At 71.6% G+C, this 15395-nt stretch carries 13 protein-coding genes and 3 tRNA genes; all 16 read right to left on the reverse strand.

Annotated elements, in window-relative coordinates:
* Window position 1: 1 nt before the first annotated feature.
* The gene (tuf, locus tag D466_RS0112595; RefSeq protein ID WP_018914074.1) at window positions 2-1192 is read right to left on the reverse strand and encodes an elongation factor Tu; all 1191 of its coding nucleotides are present in this window, start codon (window positions 1190-1192) and stop codon (window positions 2-4) included.
* A gap of 94 nt (window positions 1193-1286) precedes the next feature.
* Window positions 1287-1361 (reverse strand) — tRNA-Thr (locus tag D466_RS0112600).
* A gap of 116 nt (window positions 1362-1477) precedes the next feature.
* A tRNA-Gly gene (locus D466_RS0112605) sits at window positions 1478-1551 on the reverse strand.
* A 219-nt stretch (window positions 1552-1770) separates the two neighbouring features.
* Window positions 1771-1856: transfer RNA gene (locus D466_RS0112610), tRNA-Tyr, on the reverse strand.
* A 39-nt stretch (window positions 1857-1895) separates the two neighbouring features.
* Window positions 1896-2720 (reverse strand): indole-3-glycerol phosphate synthase TrpC, encoded by an 825-nt coding sequence (trpC, locus tag D466_RS0112615; protein ID WP_018914075.1) that lies wholly within the window; start codon window positions 2718-2720, stop codon window positions 1896-1898.
* A 29-nt stretch (window positions 2721-2749) separates the two neighbouring features.
* Entirely contained in the window at window positions 2750-3787 is a 1038-nt protein-coding gene (gene trpD, locus D466_RS0112620) for an anthranilate phosphoribosyltransferase (RefSeq protein WP_018914076.1), read from the reverse strand.
* Between the two features lie 15 nt (window positions 3788-3802).
* Window positions 3803-4375 carry an aminodeoxychorismate/anthranilate synthase component II gene (locus D466_RS0112625; RefSeq protein WP_018914077.1) on the reverse strand — a complete coding sequence of 191 codons (573 nt, stop codon included), beginning with the start codon at window positions 4373-4375 and terminating at the stop codon, window positions 3803-3805.
* A gap of 212 nt (window positions 4376-4587) precedes the next feature.
* On the reverse strand, window positions 4588-5547 hold the full coding sequence (locus tag D466_RS0112630; protein ID WP_018914078.1) for a 5'-nucleotidase: 960 nt from the start codon (window positions 5545-5547) through the stop codon (window positions 4588-4590).
* A 125-nt stretch (window positions 5548-5672) separates the two neighbouring features.
* The gene (locus D466_RS21670) at window positions 5673-6944 is read right to left on the reverse strand and encodes an alkaline phosphatase family protein (protein WP_018914079.1); all 1272 of its coding nucleotides are present in this window, start codon (window positions 6942-6944) and stop codon (window positions 5673-5675) included.
* Between the two features lie 147 nt (window positions 6945-7091).
* The gene (locus tag D466_RS21675; RefSeq protein ID WP_018914080.1) at window positions 7092-7661 is read right to left on the reverse strand and encodes a hypothetical protein; all 570 of its coding nucleotides are present in this window, start codon (window positions 7659-7661) and stop codon (window positions 7092-7094) included.
* Window positions 7662-7666: 5 nt separating this feature from the next.
* The gene (gene gspF, locus D466_RS0112645) at window positions 7667-8881 is read right to left on the reverse strand and encodes a type II secretion system inner membrane protein GspF (protein WP_018914081.1); all 1215 of its coding nucleotides are present in this window, start codon (window positions 8879-8881) and stop codon (window positions 7667-7669) included.
* A gap of 16 nt (window positions 8882-8897) precedes the next feature.
* Complete coding sequence (gene gspE, locus D466_RS23970; protein ID WP_018914082.1) at window positions 8898-10322, reverse strand: type II secretion system ATPase GspE; 1425 nt, start codon at window positions 10320-10322, stop codon at window positions 8898-8900.
* A 15-nt stretch (window positions 10323-10337) separates the two neighbouring features.
* Window positions 10338-12716, reverse strand: a complete 2379-nt coding sequence (gene gspD, locus D466_RS23975) for a type II secretion system secretin GspD (RefSeq protein WP_156004266.1) — start codon at window positions 12714-12716, stop codon at window positions 10338-10340.
* A gap of 35 nt (window positions 12717-12751) precedes the next feature.
* Window positions 12752-13534 (reverse strand): type II secretion system protein N, encoded by a 783-nt coding sequence (gspN, locus tag D466_RS0112660; protein WP_018914084.1) that lies wholly within the window; start codon window positions 13532-13534, stop codon window positions 12752-12754.
* 4 nt (window positions 13535-13538) lie between these two features.
* Complete coding sequence (gene gspM / locus D466_RS21680) at window positions 13539-14126, reverse strand: type II secretion system protein GspM (protein ID WP_018914085.1); 588 nt, start codon at window positions 14124-14126, stop codon at window positions 13539-13541.
* A 19-nt stretch (window positions 14127-14145) separates the two neighbouring features.
* On the reverse strand, window positions 14146-15297 hold the full coding sequence (gspL, locus tag D466_RS0112670; protein ID WP_196803473.1) for a type II secretion system protein GspL: 1152 nt from the start codon (window positions 15295-15297) through the stop codon (window positions 14146-14148).
* Window positions 15298-15395: the final 98 nt, after the last annotated feature.

Genomic DNA, 15395 nt, shown 5'->3' on the forward strand with positions numbered 1-15395 from the left:
TTTACTCGATGATCTTGGCCACGACGCCGGCGCCGACGGTGCGGCCGCCTTCGCGGATGGCGAAGCGCAGGCCTTCTTCCATGGCGATGGGGGCGATGAGCTTGACGGTGATGCTCACATTATCGCCCGGCATGACCATTTCCTTGTCCTTGGGCAGCTCGATGGCGCCGGTGACGTCGGTGGTGCGGAAGTAGAACTGCGGCCGGTAGTTGTTGAAGAACGGCGTGTGACGGCCGCCCTCGTCCTTGCTCAGCACGTACACCTCGGCGGTGAAGTGGGTGTGCGGCTTGATGCTGCCGGGCTTGCACAGCACCTGGCCGCGCTCGACGTCCTCGCGCTTGGTGCCGCGCAGCAGGATGCCCACGTTGTCCCCAGCCTGGCCCTGGTCGAGCAGCTTGCGGAACATCTCCACGCCCGTGCAGGTGGTCTTCTGGGTGTCGCGCAGGCCGACGATCTCGATTTCCTCGCCCACCTTGACCACCCCGCGCTCCACGCGCCCGGTCACCACCGTGCCGCGCCCGGAGATCGAGAACACGTCTTCCACCGGCATCAGGAAGGCGCCGTCCACCGCGCGCTCGGGCGTGGGGATGTAGCTGTCGAGCGCCTCGGCCAGCTTGAAGATGGCCTGCTCGCCCAGCTCGCCCTTGTCGCCTTCGAGCGCCAGCTTGGCCGAGCCCTTGATGATCGGCGTGTCGTCGCCGGGGAAGTCGTACTTGCTCAGCAGCTCGCGAACTTCCATCTCCACCAGCTCGAGCAGCTCGGCGTCGTCCACCATGTCGCACTTGTTCAGGAACACGATGATGTAGGGAACGCCCACCTGGCGCGCCAGCAGGATGTGCTCGCGCGTCTGCGGCATCGGGCCGTCGGCGGCCGACACCACCAGGATCGCGCCGTCCATCTGCGCGGCTCCCGTGATCATGTTCTTCACGTAGTCGGCGTGCCCGGGGCAGTCCACGTGCGCGTAGTGACGGTTGGCCGTCTCGTACTCCACGTGCGCCGTGTTGATGGTGATCCCGCGCGCCTTCTCTTCCGGCGCCGCGTCGATCTGGTCATAGGCCTTGGCCTCGCCGCCGAACTTGTTCGACAGCACCGTCGTGATCGCCGCCGTCAGCGTCGTCTTGCCGTGGTCCACGTGTCCGATCGTCCCCACGTTCACATGGGGCTTGGTCCGCTCGAATTTGCTCTTCGCCATGATGAATGCTCCTGAAAACCGTGAGGGGTGAAACCTGCGACTCGAAAAACGGCGCGACCTGGAAAACGGATGCCGCGAATTCAAACCAGGAAGATGGTGCCCATGGCGGGAATCGGACCCGCGACCTCTCCCTTACCAAGGGAGTGCTCTACCACTGAGCCACATGGGCATGTTGCCGCCGGTTTGCGAGAACTTCGGGAGAACGCGCCGGGCGCGGCGGCCTGGACGGGCGGACAAGCTGCGGGCGAATCGACGAGACCGGGCAGGGCGTGGCGCGAGGGAGCATGGAGCGGGAGACGGGAATCGAACCCGCGCCATCAGCTTGGAAGGCTGAGGTTCTACCATTGAACTACTCCCGCGACTGCAATCCGCTTGCGCGAACCGCGCCTGCCGGCGTGGCCTTGTCGTATCGCTGCTGCCTGGCTGTCCCTTCCTTGCTGCCTGATCCCTGCTGCGTCCGCGGGCCGCCTGCCGCGCCTGTTGACCCGGCGCCGGGCGACCCCCCGAAATCCTGCGAAAACCGTTCAATCCTTGCTGCTCCCCGAGCCGCCGCGGCGCGGCTTCTCGAGTCTCGATCCTGGTGGAGGAGGTTGGATTCGAACCAACGTAGGCGTAAGCCAACAGATTTACAGTCTGCCCCCTTTAGCCACTCGGGCACCCCTCCGAGGCGAACCTAAAATTCTCAAGGCGTTTCGCCGATTTGTCAACTCCCCTGCTGCGGCGCATCAGGGAAAGGCGCGCCGAACAGCTGTTCCAGCGCGGCGCCGGGGTCCTCGCGGCGCATGAAGGCCTCCCCCACCAGGAAGGCGTGCACGCCGCGGCCGCGCATGCGGGCCACGTCCGCCGCGGTGGAAATGCCGCTTTCGGTCACCACCACGCGCCCGGGGGGAATGCGAGGCAGCAGGTCCAGCGTGGTCTCCAGCCGGGTCTCGAAGCTGCGCAGGTCCCGGTTGTTGATGCCCACGAGGGGGGTGCGCAGGCGCAGGGCGCGCTCCAGTTCGGCGCCGTCATGCACCTCCACCAGCACGTCCAGGCCGAGGCGCAGCGCGCAGTCCTCGAGTTCGACCATGCGCGCATCGTCCAGCGCGGCGACGATCAGCAGCACGCAATCGGCCCCCATCGCCGCGGCTTCGAAGACCTGGTAGGGGTCGACCAGGAAGTCCTTGCGCAGCACCGGCAGCGCGCAGGCGGCGCGGGCGGCGCGCAGGTACTCGGGCGAGCCCTGGAAGTACTCGCGGTCGGTGAGCACCGACAGGCAGGCCGCGCCGTGCGCGGCGTAGCTGGCGGCGATCTGTGCCGGGCGGAAGTCGGCGCGCAGCAGGCCCTTGGAGGGGCTGGCCTTCTTGACCTCGGCGATCACCGCGGGCCGCGCGGCGTCCACGCGCGCGCGCAGGGCGGCGGCGAAGCCGCGCGGAGCGTCGCCGCGCGCGCGTGCGCGGGCCTCCAGTTCGGCCAGCGGCAGCGCGCTGCGCGCGGCCTCGACTTCACGGGCCTTGGTGGCCAGGATGCGTTGCAGGATGTCGGTCATCGGCAGGGGGCGCGGCGGCGCGGCGGGTTTCAGGACAGGCCGGCGAGTTCACGCGTGCAGGCCACGAAGGTCTGCATGCTCGTGCGCGCCGCGCCGGTGGCCAGCGCCTTGCGCGCCAGCTCGACGCCTTCGGCCACGCTGGGCGCGACGTCGGCGGCGTACAGCGCGAAGCCGGCGTTGAGCAGCACCACGTCGCGCGCCGCACCGGGCTGGTCGTCCAGCACCTCGCGCATGCGCTGCACCGACTCGGCCGGCGACGACACCTGCAGCTCGCGCAGATCGCACACCCGCATGCCGAAATCGGCGGGGTGCACCGAGTACTCGCGCACCTGCCCGTCGCGCAGCTCGCCCACCTGCGTGGGCGCGCACAGCGAGACCTCGTCGAGCCCGTCGGCGCCGTGCACCACCAGCACGTGGCGGCTGCCCAGGCGCTGCAGCACGCGCACCAGGATGCCCACCAGGTCGGGGTGGAACACCCCGAGCAGCTGGTTGGGAGCGCCTGCCGGGTTGGTCAGCGGTCCGAGGATGTTGAACAGCGTGCGCACCCCCAGTTCCTTGCGCACCGGCGCCGCATGCTTCATCGCGCTGTGGTGGTTGGGGGCGAACATGAAGCCGATGCCGGTGCGCTGCAGGCACTGCGCCACCTGCTCGGGGCCCAGATCCAGCGCGCCGCCCAGCGCCTCGATGGCGTCGGCCGAGCCCGAAGAGGAGCTCACGCTGCGCCCGCCATGCTTGGCCACCCGGGCCCCGGCGGCGGCCGCCACGAACATGCTGGTGGTGGAAATGTTGAAGGTATGCGCGCTGTCGCCTCCGGTGCCGACGATGTCGACCAGGCGGTCGGTGTCGTGCAGCGGCACCTTGGTGGCGAACTCGCGCATGACCATGGCGGCCGCGGTGATCTCGCCCACGGTCTCCTTTTTCACGCGCAGCCCGGTGATCAGCGCGGCGATCATGACCGGGGACATCTCGCCGGTCATGATGCGGCGCATCAGCGCGAGCATCTCGTCGTGGAAGATCTCGCGGTGCTCGATGACGCGCACCAGCGCGTCCTGGTTGGCGATGGTCATGGTCGGGCGCCTCTTTCAGCGATTGGGCATGTCGAGGAAGTTGCGCAGCAGGCGGTGGCCGTGCTCGCTCTCGATGGACTCGGGGTGGAATTGCACGCCCTCGATCGCGTGGTCGCGGTGGCGCACGCCCATGATCTCGCCGTCGGCCGTGCGGGCCGAGACCTCGAGGCAGCCGGGCAGGCTGGCCTCCTCGATGGCCAGCGAGTGGTAGCGCACCACGGTGTAGGGGCTGGGAAGGCCGGCGAACACGCCGCGCCCGTCGTGCTCGATGGGGCTGGTCTTGCCGTGCATGATGGTGCGCGCGCGCACCACGCGCCCGCCGAAGGCGGCCGCGATCGCCTGGTGGCCCAGGCACACGCCCAGGATGGGCAGGCGGCCGGCGAACGAGCGCAACACCTCCACGCTGATCCCGGCCTCGGCCGGCGAACAGGGGCCGGGGGAGATGACGATGCGTTCGGGGGCCAGGCGCTCGATGTCGGCCGTCGTGAGCTCGTCGTTGCGCACGGTGCGCACGTCCTGGCCGAGTTCGCCCAGGTACTGCACCAGGTTGAAGGTGAAGCTGTCGTAATTGTCGATCATCAGCAGCATGGCGTGACACTCCGGAGTCTGCGCCGCGCGGGCCCGGCCGCGGGATCGCGGCCGGCACGCGCCGGGGGGCCGCCCGGTGCGGGCGGCAAGGCGGGGGAGGGGGATTCGTTCAGGCGGCTGGCTTGCGCCAGGGCCAGGCCTCCCCCACGGCGCTGCGCCACGCGGGCTGCGCGGGAGCGTGCGGGAGCGGGAGCCAAGCTTGCATGGGGGGATTATCGCAACTTCCCGTCGCCGCCCTGGTCGTGCACCCCGGAGTGCACCCGGCCCGCAGGGACGTGGCGCGCCGCGGACTCGACGTGGCCGGTCTGGTCGTCGAAGAAGAAGTCGGGCTGGAATTCGCGCAGGAAGGGGCCCTTGTCCAGGCCGCCGAGGAACATGGCTTCGTCGATGGCGATGTTCCAGGCCATCAGGGTGCGCACCGCGCGTTCGTGCGCCGGCGAGCTGCGCGCGGTGACCAACGCGGTGCGCAGGCGCATCGAGGTGGCGCCGCTGCTGGCCGCGTGCTGCAGCCGGTGCAGCGCCTCCAGCAGCGGCTTGAAGGGGCCGGGAGGCAGCGGCAGCGCGGCCTTGCGGGTCTCGTGGCGGGTGAAGCCGGGCAGGCCCTCGCGCTGGTACACGCGCTCGGCCTCGTCGGAGAACAGCACGGCGTCGCCGTCGAAGGCGATGCGCACCTCGTTCGGGTACGCCTCGCCGGCGCGCACCGACTGCGGATACACCTGGGCGGCGGGGAAGCCGGCAGCCAGCGCGGCGCGCACGTCCTCGGTGTTGGCCGACAGGAACAGCCTGGCGCCCAATGCGTGCAGGTAGTGGTAGGGCGGGCGTCCGCGCGTGAACACCCCGCGTTCGATGGCCGTGGCGTGGTGCCGGGCCGAGCGGAACACCCGCAGCCCCGACACCGGATCGTTGCGCGACAGCAGCACCACCTCGACACGGTCGCGGTCGGTGTCGCTGGTGTTGAAGGCCAGCAGCTTGCGTACCAGTTGCAGCGCCACCCCGGGCGAGGCCGGCACGTCCAGTCGGTCGAGCTGCAGTTGCATGTAGGCGTTGTCGTCGGCCGTCTCGAATACGAGGTTTTCCTCCTCGAAGTCGAACAGCGCGCGCGAGGAGATCGCCACCACCAGTTTTTCCGGCGGTACGGGGACTTCGGCGGCGGGAGCTTCGGCTTGGCTCATGGCGGCACGGCAGGTTCGGACACTGCGCCGAGCTTACCTGAGCGGGCGCCCGTGCCCCGCCATGCGGGCACGGGCGCCCCGGGGGCCGCCGCGGGGCGCAAGCTCCCGCGGCGGGCGGCTCCTGCTCAGCGGCGATCGTGGTCGCGATCCTGATCGCGATCGCGCGTGCCGGCGAACAGCGGGCTCATCACCGCCGTGCCCGCATCGCAGGCATGGTTCAGGCAGGGCAGGCCCATGCCGCCTTCCAGCGTGCGCAGCAGCGAGAAGTGGCTGTAGAAGGTGTTATCCACCACGCGCGGCGCGCGGTGGTTGTTGATCACCAGGGTCAGCACCTTGTTGGGCTCGTTGACGCCGTAGTCGTTCTCGTCCCAGGTGACGACGATGGCGTTGTGCCCGTGGCCCCAGGACGGCGAGGCCTGGATGGCCTGCACCAGCTTCCTGAGCATGGCGTCGCCGCGGTACATCAGGGCCGCGCCGGTGCAGTCGGCGCCGGCATTGCCGCGGCCGTGCTGGTCGTTGCACTGGTTGGGCGCGATGAAGGAGAAGTTGGGCACCTGGCCGCTGCGCAGGTCGGCGTACAGGCCGCGCGGTCCGTCGAAGCCGACGATGTTCTCGTGCAGGGCCGGGCTTTCCTGGATGTCGCGGAAGTACGCGAAGGGGTCGTGCTTGGCCGCGTACAACTGCACCATCGAGCCGCCCGGAGTGGGCTGGCTCAGCAGCGAAGCGCTGTCGTTGCCGTTGACGAACACGCCGTCGCTGTAGTTGACGTTGTCGGCGCCGGCCAGCGGCAGGTCCTCCTGGTAGCTCTTCCAGGACTTGCCGGCCTGCATGAGCTGTTCGGCGATGGTCTTGCCCACGGTCGGGGCGGCGGCGAAGCCCACCTTGCCGTCCAGGTCCCAGGAGCCGGTGGCGGGGTTGCCGGGCACGCCCGAGCCTACCGGGTACACCTCGTTCACGTAATCGATGGCCGGGGTCTCGGCGTCCACGCCCGAGCCCTGGATGGGGCAGATCACCGTGGGCTGGCCCTGCGGCGCCGCGGCGTCGAGGTTGGGCACGCCTGTGACGATGTTGGGCGAGCACGAGGCGCTGTGCCAGTCGGGCATGTTGTCGCTGCGCACGCCGAAGTTGGAGCCGCCGATCACCTCCAGGTAATTGGTCAGGCTGGGGTGGCCCACGCCGTAGTAGTTGGTGGCGACGTTGGCGCTGCGGTAGAGCTGGTTGATGTACGGAACGTCGGGGTTGCCCACCTCGGCGCTCATGGGCTGGTTTTCCATCATGATCACCCAGACGTGGTCCAGGTGGGGGACGCCGGCGGGCACGGGGCCCTGGTCGGCCCGCGCGGCTGCGCAGGACAGGAGGCTGGCGCCGACGAGCGCGGCAAGGATCTTGCGTTTCATGGTTGTCCTCGGGAAAAGTGGCCAAGCGGCGGCGCGAAGTTGCATCGGGTTGCGCCGGACACGATTTGTAGGGTTTGCGCGCGACGCTTTGATGACAGCGCGCACGGCCCGTGCCACTCCCCCGTGTCCGCGGGGGTCCGGGAGGACTCAGCCGGGATGCCGTGCCGCGGCGCGCAGCGCGGCGGCCTCGGCGGCCGCCGAGTTCGCGCCGGACAGCACCGGGCGGCCTTCGGCCGGCCAGGCCTCGGCCGCCGGCGCGCCCGGCGGCGCTGCCGCGGGCTCGGCGCCGGGGCTGGTCTGCAGCACCTCGCGCGCGCCGTTGCGCAGCAGGACGGCCCGGCCGAAGCCGGTCTCCACCAGGCGCACGCCCTGGGCCACCAGCGCGCCGGCGGGGTAGGCCTGGGGCGCCCCGCCGTCGATGCCGATGAGGGCCGCGCCGGCGTACTCCCCGCCGCCGATCACCCCCCACAGGCGAAACTGCGTGGAGGCCGCGGCCACATGGGGCGCCGGGTACAGGCGCGCGGCCTGCGAGGCCAGCGCGTCCCAGTCCGTCAGCGCGCGCGGCGGGGGCGGCGCGACCTGGACCTCGCGCCAGATGCGCAGGCCCCAGTGCACGGCCGCGGCCGCGCAGGCCGCGCTCAGGACCAAAGCGGCCAGGCCGGCGGCCAGGCGCGGGCCGTTCGGGCGCGTGTGCGGGGACAGGGAGGTCTCGGCCATGGGGCTCACTTCACCAGGTTGTTCATCTGGATGATGGGCAGCATCACCGCCAGCACGATGGTCATGACCATCAGGCCCATGCCCAGGATCAGCAGCGGCTCGAGGATGGTGACCAGCGTGAAGGCGCGGCGCTGCACCTCCTGCGCGTGTTGCGCGGCCGCGCGCTGCAGCATCTCGGGCAGCGTGCCCGTCTGCTCTCCCAGGCGGATGAAGGTGATGAGCACCGGGGGATAGCGCCGGTGCAGGCTCAGCGCCGAGGCCAGCGACGAGCCTTCGCGCACCAGCGCGAGGGCCTCCTGCGCATCGGCCTTGAGCACGGTGTTGGACACGGTGTCGATGGCCGCCTGCAGCGCGCGAAGGATGGGCACGCCGGCGCCGCTGAGAATCGCCAGCGTGGAGGCGAAGCGCGCGGTGTTGAGCCCTCGGATCAGGCGTCCGAGCTGGGGCACGCGCAGCAGCGCGGCGTGCACCGCCGCGCGCGGCCCCGGCACGCGCAGCACCTGGCGCAACAGCAGCGCGCCGGCGGCCAGCATCAGCGCGATCAGCCAGCCCCAGTGGCGGATGAAGCCGCTGAGCGCGATCAGCATGACGGTCAGCAGCGGCAGCTTCTGGTGCGCGCCCTGGAACACCCCGACCACCTGCGGCACCACGTAGGTCAGCAGCAGCGTGACCACGGCGATGGCCACCAGCACGACGATCACCGGGTAGGCCACCGCCTGCAGCAGCTTGGAGCGCAGCTGCTGGCTGCTCTCCAGGTAGTCGGCCAGGCTGCCCAGCACCGCGCCCAGGTCGCCGCTATCCTCGCCGGCAGAGACCAGCGCGCGGTACACCTCGGAGAACTCGCGCGGGTGGCGCGACAGCGCCGCGCTCAGGCTGTGGCCGCCGCCCACCTCGCTCTTCACTGCCTGCAGCAGGTCGGCCACCTCGGCGCGGTCGGCGTCCTCGGCCAGCGCGCCCAGCGCGCGCTCGAGCGGCAGGCCCGAGACCAGCAGCCCGGAGATCTGGCGGGTCAGCAGCGCCAGTTCCTGCGCGTTCATGCGCCGGCGCGCGAAGCGCCGCGTGCCCTCCGGCGCGCCCTCGGCGGCGATGGCGTCGACCTGCAGCGGGATCAGGCCGCGCGAACGCAGCAGCGAGCGGGCGCCGCGCGCGCTGTCGGCTTCCAGCACCCCGCGATGTTCGGCGGCGGCCGCGTCCAGCGCGATGAAACGGTAGGCGGGCATGGCAGCGTGCTCCGGGCTACTCGCGGGTCACGCGCATCAGCTCGGCCAGCGAGGTCTGGCCCGACTGCACCCAGCGCATGCCGTCCTCGCGCATGTTGCGCATGCCGGCGGCGGTGGCCAGCCGGCGCAACTCGGCTTCGGACGCGCCCTCGTGCACGGCCGCGCGCAGCGGGTCGTCGGCTTCCAGCAGCTCGAACACCCCGGTGCGGCCGCGGTAGCCGGTGTGGTTGCAGGCCGGGCAGCCGTCGGCGATGAACCCCGTGCCGTCGGGCGAGGGCTTGCGGCATTGCGGGCACAGCACGCGTACCAGGCGTTGCGCCAGCACCCCCAGCAGCGAGGAGGCGAGCAGGAAGGGCTCGACCCCCATGTCGATCAGGCGCGTGACGGCCGACGGGGAGTCGTTGGTGTGCAGCGTGGCCAGCACCAGGTGGCCGGTCAGCGAGGCCTGGATGGCGATCTGCGCCGTCTCGAAGTCGCGGATCTCGCCGATCATCACGATGTCCGGGTCCTGGCGCAGGATGGCGCGCAGCGCGCGGGCGAAACTCAGCTCGATGCGCGGATTCACCTGGGTCTGCCCGATGCCCGGCAGGTCGTACTCGACCGGGTCCTCCACGGTCATGATGTTGAGTTCGGCCGACTCCAGGCGCGACAGGGCGGAGTACAGCGTGGTGGTCTTGCCGCTGCCGGTCGGCCCGGTGACCAGCAGCAGGCCGTGCGGGTGGCGCACCAGCGCGTCGAAACGCTCGAGCATGGGGGCCGACATGCCCACCACGCGCAGGTCCAGGCGCGCCGCCGACTTGTCCAGCAGGCGCAGTACCGCGCGCTCGCCGTGGGCGCAGGGCAGCGTGGACACGCGCACGTCCAGCGCGCGCCCGCCGATGCGCAGGGAAATGCGCCCGTCCTGCGGCAGGCGCTTCTCGGCGATGTCGAGCTGGGCGAGGATCTTCACGCGGGAGATCATCGCCGCGTGCAGCGCCTTGTTCGGCCGCACCACGTCGTGCAGCGTGCCGTCGACCCGGAAGCGCACCACCGAGAAGGTCTCGAAGGGCTCGACGTGGATGTCGCTGGCGCCGTCGCGCGCGGCCTGCGTGAACAGGGCGTTGAGCATGCGGATGATCGGCGCGTCGTCGGCCGTCTCCAGCAGGTCCTCCACCGCCGGCAAGTCCTGCAGCAGGCGCGAAAGGTCGACGTCGCCCTCGACCTCGCTGACCACCTCGGCGGCGCTGCCGTCGCGCTGCGCGTAGGCGGCGCCGATGCGCTCGAGCAGTTCATCCTGCGCGATGCGCTGGACCTCGCGCACGCGGTGCTGGCGCTGTACCTCGGCCATGCCGGCGGCGCGCGTGGACTCGCTGATCCACAGCATCAGATCGTCGCCCTCGCGCTCGGCCAGCAGCGCCTGGTCGCGGCAGAAGGCGTAGGGCAGCGGGTAGCGTGCGGACATCGCCGGCTCCGGGGCTCAGGGCCTGGCCGCGGGTGCCGCCGCCGGCGCCGGCACGGGGGCGGGGGCGGGCGCCGGGGCTGGCGGCTGCGCCGGGCCGAGGTCGGGCAGGATCGGGCCGGGCATCAACGGCAGCGCGAAGGAGGGGGGCAACTGCGCGCCGCGTTCGACGGACTGCATGCTGGTGTAGTCGCCTCGCGACAGGCCTTCGGCCTGGTCCGGCTTGCGCACGATCACCGGGCGCAGGAACACCATCAGGTCGGTTTTCACGGCCTGGTGCGACTTGCCGCCGAACAGCAGGCCCAGCACCGGGATGTCGCCGAGGCCCGGCACCTTGCTGTCGTTGGCGCTGACCTGGTTCTGCATCAGGCCGCCCAGCACGATGGTCTGGCCGTTGTTGACCAGCACCGTGGTCTGCAGCGAGCGGGTGTTGGTGATGAAGGTGCCCGCCTGCGCCTGCTGGGCGGTGGGCGCCACGACGGTCGAGTTCTCGGTGTACACGTCGAGCTTGAGCACGTTGCCCGCGGTGATCTGGGGCCGGATCTTCAGGATCAGGCCGACGTCCTGCCGGCTGTAGGTGGTGAAGGGATTGCTGACCGCGCTGGTGTTGCCGGTGCTCGTGTACGAGCCAGTGGCGAAGGGCAGGTTCTGGCCCACCACGATGCGTGCCGTCTCGTTGTCCAGGGTCATCAGGTTGGGCTGGGACAGGATGTTGGCGTCGACGTTGGACTGCAGGAAATTGGCCAGCAGGCCCAGGGTCGTGATCCCGGCGATGGAGTGCAGGATGCCGATGTTCAGCCCCTGCTCCGGAGCGACCGCGCCCGAGCTCAGCGCGGTTCCGCCGTTGCCGCTGGCGATCGCCGTCTGCAGCGCGATGATGTTGCTTCGGGAGGCGTTGGCTGCGTTGCTGTAGTTGGTGCCGCCGAACACCGCGTTGTTGCCGCTGCCGCTGCCGGCGGCGCTTTGCCACTGCACGCCCAGTTGCGCGAGCTTGTTGGCGCTGACCTCGACGATCAGGGCCTGCACGTAAACCTCCGCGCGCGCGACGTCGAGCTTGGCGATCACGGACTTGAGCTGGCGGTACACCGGCGGGGGCGCGTTGATGATCAGCGCGTTCATCGACACGTCGGCGTAGACCGAGCCGCCCTGGGGTAGCGCGACGGTCTGGTCGTCGGGGGTCGGCGTGAACTGCGGCTCGTTGCCCGAGCCGATCCCCGAGCCGCTGCCGCCGCTGCTGCCCTGGCCCAGGCCGCCCGACATGGAGCCGCCGTAGGAGGAACTGGTGGTTCCGGAGGATGCGCCCCCGGCCGCGCCGGTCAGGCTGCGGTTCGCCGCCTGCTGCAGGGAGCCGGCTCCCGTGGACCCGTCCGCGTTGTAGTTCGACAGCGCGCCTTGCAGCACCTTGGCCAGCGAGGCAGCCGAAGCGTTGTGCAGGTAGACCACGTGGATGTCGTCGCCGTCGTCGTCGGCGGGGCGGTCGAGCTTGTGGATCATCTGCTCGATCTGCATCAGCTGCACGCCGTTGCTGGCGCGCACGATCAGCGAATTGCTGCTGGTGTCGGGCAGCACCACGGCACGCATGCCCGTGGAACTCGCGATGGCGCCGACGTTCTGCACCGGCGCGCGCACCGCCGCGCCGCGCGAGTTGTCCGAGGCGCCTTGCAGCGAGATCAGCTTGTCCAGCGTGGAGGCGAGTTCGGAGGCCACCGCGTAGCGCAGCGGCACCACGTCCACCTCGCTGCCGGTGGGGATGTCGAGGCCGGCGATGATGCGCGCCAGGCGCCGCAGGTTGTCCGCGTAGTCGGTGATCACCAGCGCGTTGCTGCCCGGGTCCACGTTGATGGTGTTGTTCGGCGAGATCAGCGGGCGCAGCACCGGCAGCAGGTTGCTGGCGGCCTGGTTGCGCAGCTCGAAGACCTGCGTGACCACCTGGTCGCCGCGTCCGGGAATGTGCGCGGACGTGTTGCCCACGCCCACCGGCGTGGTCTGCAGGCGCGCATCGGCCTCGGGCACCACCTTGAACACGCCCTCGTGCTCGACCACCGCGTAGCCGGCCAGGCGCAGCTGGGTGAGCAGGGCCAGGTAGACCTGCTGGGGCGGCACGGGGGTCTTGAATTGCAGCGAGATGCGGCCCTTCACGCGCGGATCCACGATGAAGTTGCGCCCGGTGGCGGCGGCCACGGCCTGCACCGCGCTGGAGATCTCGGCGTTGACCAGGTCGATGGTCATGGGCGGCCGGGCGTCGGCCTGCTGCGCGTGGCGCTCGACCGTGCGCGGCGCAGCGCCGGCGGGGGCCAGCGGGGCCAGGCCCAGGGCCGTGCAAAGCAGCCATGCCGTGGCATCGCGGCCGCGGAGGAGCGCCGGACGAATCATCCTGGGAATGAAGTTTGCGCTCATGGAAATGGGTCCCCCTGGTTCACCGCTCAATGCGTTCACAATCCGATGCGTACATGGTCGCCCTCGCGCCGGCCCAGCAGGCCGAGCAGCGTGGCCAGCGCCTGCTCCCGGCCCGGCGCCGCGCGCGCGGTTCCCGAAAACTGCATGCGCTGGCCGTTCCAGACACCGTCGCCGGCGAGGATCAGCGAGCCTGACAGCGTGCTCAAGGCCACGCCGGCGGTGCCGCCGCGGCCGTCGACCTCGACGCGGTAGCTGCCCAGCGGCGACAGCGTGCTCAGGCGCGAGCTCATGTCCATCGCATCCGCGCGCAGCCGGCCCTGCAGATCCAGGCGCCCGGCCGCCGAGCGCAGGCGCAGCTGCTGCAGGCGCAGGTGCACGAGGCCTTGCGGGGCGAGCGTGTTCCACGGAGTTCCCAGGCCCTCCAGCAAGGAGGCGGGGAAGGCGGCCAGCCACGGGCCGCCCTGCTGCTCCAGGCTCCAGCCGCCGAAGCCCGGCTCCAGCCGCGCGCGCAAGGCATCCGCGGCCAGCGGCGGCCAGCTCAGGCGCAGGTCGACCGCTCCCGCCCACAGCCGGCCGAAGCCGAGCTTCCAGGACAGCAGGCCGGGCAGGGTGCTGGCATCGCGCCCCTGTGGCCCGGCGCTCAGCACCACCAGTGCCCGGCCGTCGTGCCAGGAGCCCTGGGCATTGCTGAGCAGCACGTGGCGCCCCGAGGCGCGCGCCACGGCGGAGGCCACCCAGCTCGCCGGGGCGTGGGCGAGCAGCGCCCAGACGCAGCCCAGCAGCACTGCCGCGGCATAGGGCCAGCGCCGGGATGTCATGGCTCTAGCCTCCCTGGGCGCCGGCCGGCGCCTGTTCGGGAGCATCCTGCGCCGCATCGCCGGACTGCACCTGTTGCGCGAGCAGTTCGAGGCTGCCCGACAGGCTGCTGCCGCCGGCATCGAGCTTGAGCCGGGCCGATGCGACCCGGGCGGCCCATTGCTGGCGGGCGGTGCGCGCGAACTCGGCCAGTTCGCTGGCCGGAAGGTGCTGCAGCTGCAGGCTCACGCTGCCCGGCAAGGACGCGGCCTGGGCCTGCGCTCCGTGCGCGCGCAGCCAGCGCGTGGCTGCGGCGCCGAGATCGCCCTCCTGCGCGCGAACCGCTGGCTGCGCGGCCAGGCGCGAGAGTTCCTCGGCCTGGCTGCGCGCCAGCGCGAGCTGCGCCTGCAAGTGGGCGATGCGTTGCGGCGCCTGGGCCTCGGTGCGCAGCGCCGGGCGCAGCAGCACCAGCCAGGCCAGCGCCAGCGCCACGAGGCCGGCGGCGGCCAGCACGAGGCGGCGCTCGCGCAGGGACATCGTGCGCCAGCGCAGCAGCAGGCTGGCGTTCAGCGTGGCAAGCGGTGCGGGCGCGCCGCGACGGGGGGACAGGGCCATGGCCGGGGTCGCCTGGGAGTCAGTCGGATGCGGTGACGACCAGCGAAGCGCCGTCGACCTTGCAATCGAGGCCCTGCTCCTGGCAGCGCCGCGACGCGGCGGCGGCCTGCCCGGAGGGCAGGCGCAGGCTCAGGCTGCCGGGGCTGAAGTCCAGCGCCAGCGGACGCGTGCCCGCGAGCAACTGCGCGGCGCGGCCCATCAGCACCTCCAGGCCGTCGCTGGTCGCCGCGCCGCTGCGCAGGCGCGCCTGGTCCAGGGCGCGGCGCATCTGCACCCCCGGGTCGAGCACGGCAGGCGCTCCCGGCAGCGCCTGTGCCACGGTGGTCTGCAGGCGCGACTCCAAGGTCGTCTGCTGCCGGCGAAGCTGCGCGGCGTGCAGGTTCAGCCCGATGAGTTCGAGTGCCGCCAGCGTGCCGGCGAGCCAGGCCACGCGGCGCCACGCCGGCGTGGCCGCCTGCTCGCGCAGCAGGTTCCACAGGCGCTGCGCGGCGGCGCGCGGTGCGAGGTCGAACTGGCGCAGATCCCATGCCGAGTCGGCCGCCCGCGCCAGCCAGCGCGCGTGGTCGCAGGGCTGCTGGGCGACGGCCTCGCCGAACCAGCGCGTGGCCAGGCCTTCCAGGCCCGGCTCCACCAGGATGCCCAGCGGAAGCTGGGGGCAGGCCGCGGCGGCCTCCTCGCGCGCGAGGTGCAGCCAGCCTGCCTCGCCGGCGGCATCGCGCCACAACAGGCGCACGCGGGATTCGTCCAGCTGCTGCAGGCAGGCCCAGCCCGGATCCAGCAGCGCGGGCTCGGGCACGACCCGGCCGACCTCGCAGCCGGCCTGTTCCAGGCGTTGCAGGGATTGGCGCAGGGCTTCACGTTCGCAGCAGGCGGCCCAGCGCAGGCTGCCGTCCGGCTCGCGCGGCGCGGCCGCCAGGTGCTGCAGCGTGACGTCGCCGAGCAGGCGGTCCTCGAGCGCGCCGGCCAGCGCCGCCTGCAGGCGCGCCGCCGGCATCGCCGGCAACTGCAGGCCCAGCAACGTGAGCTGTTCGGCCGGCCACACGCCGACCGCGAGGCCGGCCTTGGGCAACAGAGCCGGCTGCGCCTCGCCATGTTCGCCCGCGGACCCGGAGGCGTCGACGCGCACGTAGGGCACGGCGCCGGCACGGTTGCCGACGGGAAGGCGGAGCACGAGGCGGATCATGCGCGAGGATTGTAAGGAGCGCCCCAGGGGTATCCGCAGCTTTCCCAAGCGCGGGCAGGGGATTGACGCAACAAAAGCTGAGCCTT

Origin of the sequence: Thiomonas sp. FB-6 (genome assembly GCF_000377645.1) — a bacterium.
Classification (GTDB): domain Bacteria; phylum Pseudomonadota; class Gammaproteobacteria; order Burkholderiales; family Burkholderiaceae_C; genus Thiomonas_A.

What these genes read in the sequence shown, in the direction of transcription:
- gspM (WP_018914085.1), bottom strand. Translation starts at nt 14,126, where the DNA reads ATGGCCCTGTCCCCCCGTCGCGGCGCGCCCGCACCGCTTGCCACGCTG.
- D466_RS0112625 (WP_018914077.1), bottom strand. Translation starts at nt 4,375, where the DNA reads ATGCTGCTGATGATCGACAATTACGACAGCTTCACCTTCAACCTGGTG.
- D466_RS21675 (WP_018914080.1), bottom strand. Translation starts at nt 7,661, where the DNA reads ATGGCCGAGACCTCCCTGTCCCCGCACACGCGCCCGAACGGCCCGCGC.
- gspD (WP_156004266.1), bottom strand. Translation starts at nt 12,716, where the DNA reads ATGAGCGCAAACTTCATTCCCAGGATGATTCGTCCGGCGCTCCTCCGC.
- tuf (WP_018914074.1), bottom strand. Translation starts at nt 1,192, where the DNA reads ATGGCGAAGAGCAAATTCGAGCGGACCAAGCCCCATGTGAACGTGGGG.
- D466_RS0112630 (WP_018914078.1), bottom strand. Translation starts at nt 5,547, where the DNA reads ATGAGCCAAGCCGAAGCTCCCGCCGCCGAAGTCCCCGTACCGCCGGAA.
- trpC (WP_018914075.1), bottom strand. Translation starts at nt 2,720, where the DNA reads ATGACCGACATCCTGCAACGCATCCTGGCCACCAAGGCCCGTGAAGTC.
- gspN (WP_018914084.1), bottom strand. Translation starts at nt 13,534, where the DNA reads ATGACATCCCGGCGCTGGCCCTATGCCGCGGCAGTGCTGCTGGGCTGC.
- gspE (WP_018914082.1), bottom strand. Translation starts at nt 10,322, where the DNA reads ATGTCCGCACGCTACCCGCTGCCCTACGCCTTCTGCCGCGACCAGGCG.
- D466_RS21670 (WP_018914079.1), bottom strand. Translation starts at nt 6,944, where the DNA reads ATGAAACGCAAGATCCTTGCCGCGCTCGTCGGCGCCAGCCTCCTGTCC.
- gspF (WP_018914081.1), bottom strand. Translation starts at nt 8,881, where the DNA reads ATGCCCGCCTACCGTTTCATCGCGCTGGACGCGGCCGCCGCCGAACAT.
- trpD (WP_018914076.1), bottom strand. Translation starts at nt 3,787, where the DNA reads ATGACCATCGCCAACCAGGACGCGCTGGTGCGCGTCATCGAGCACCGC.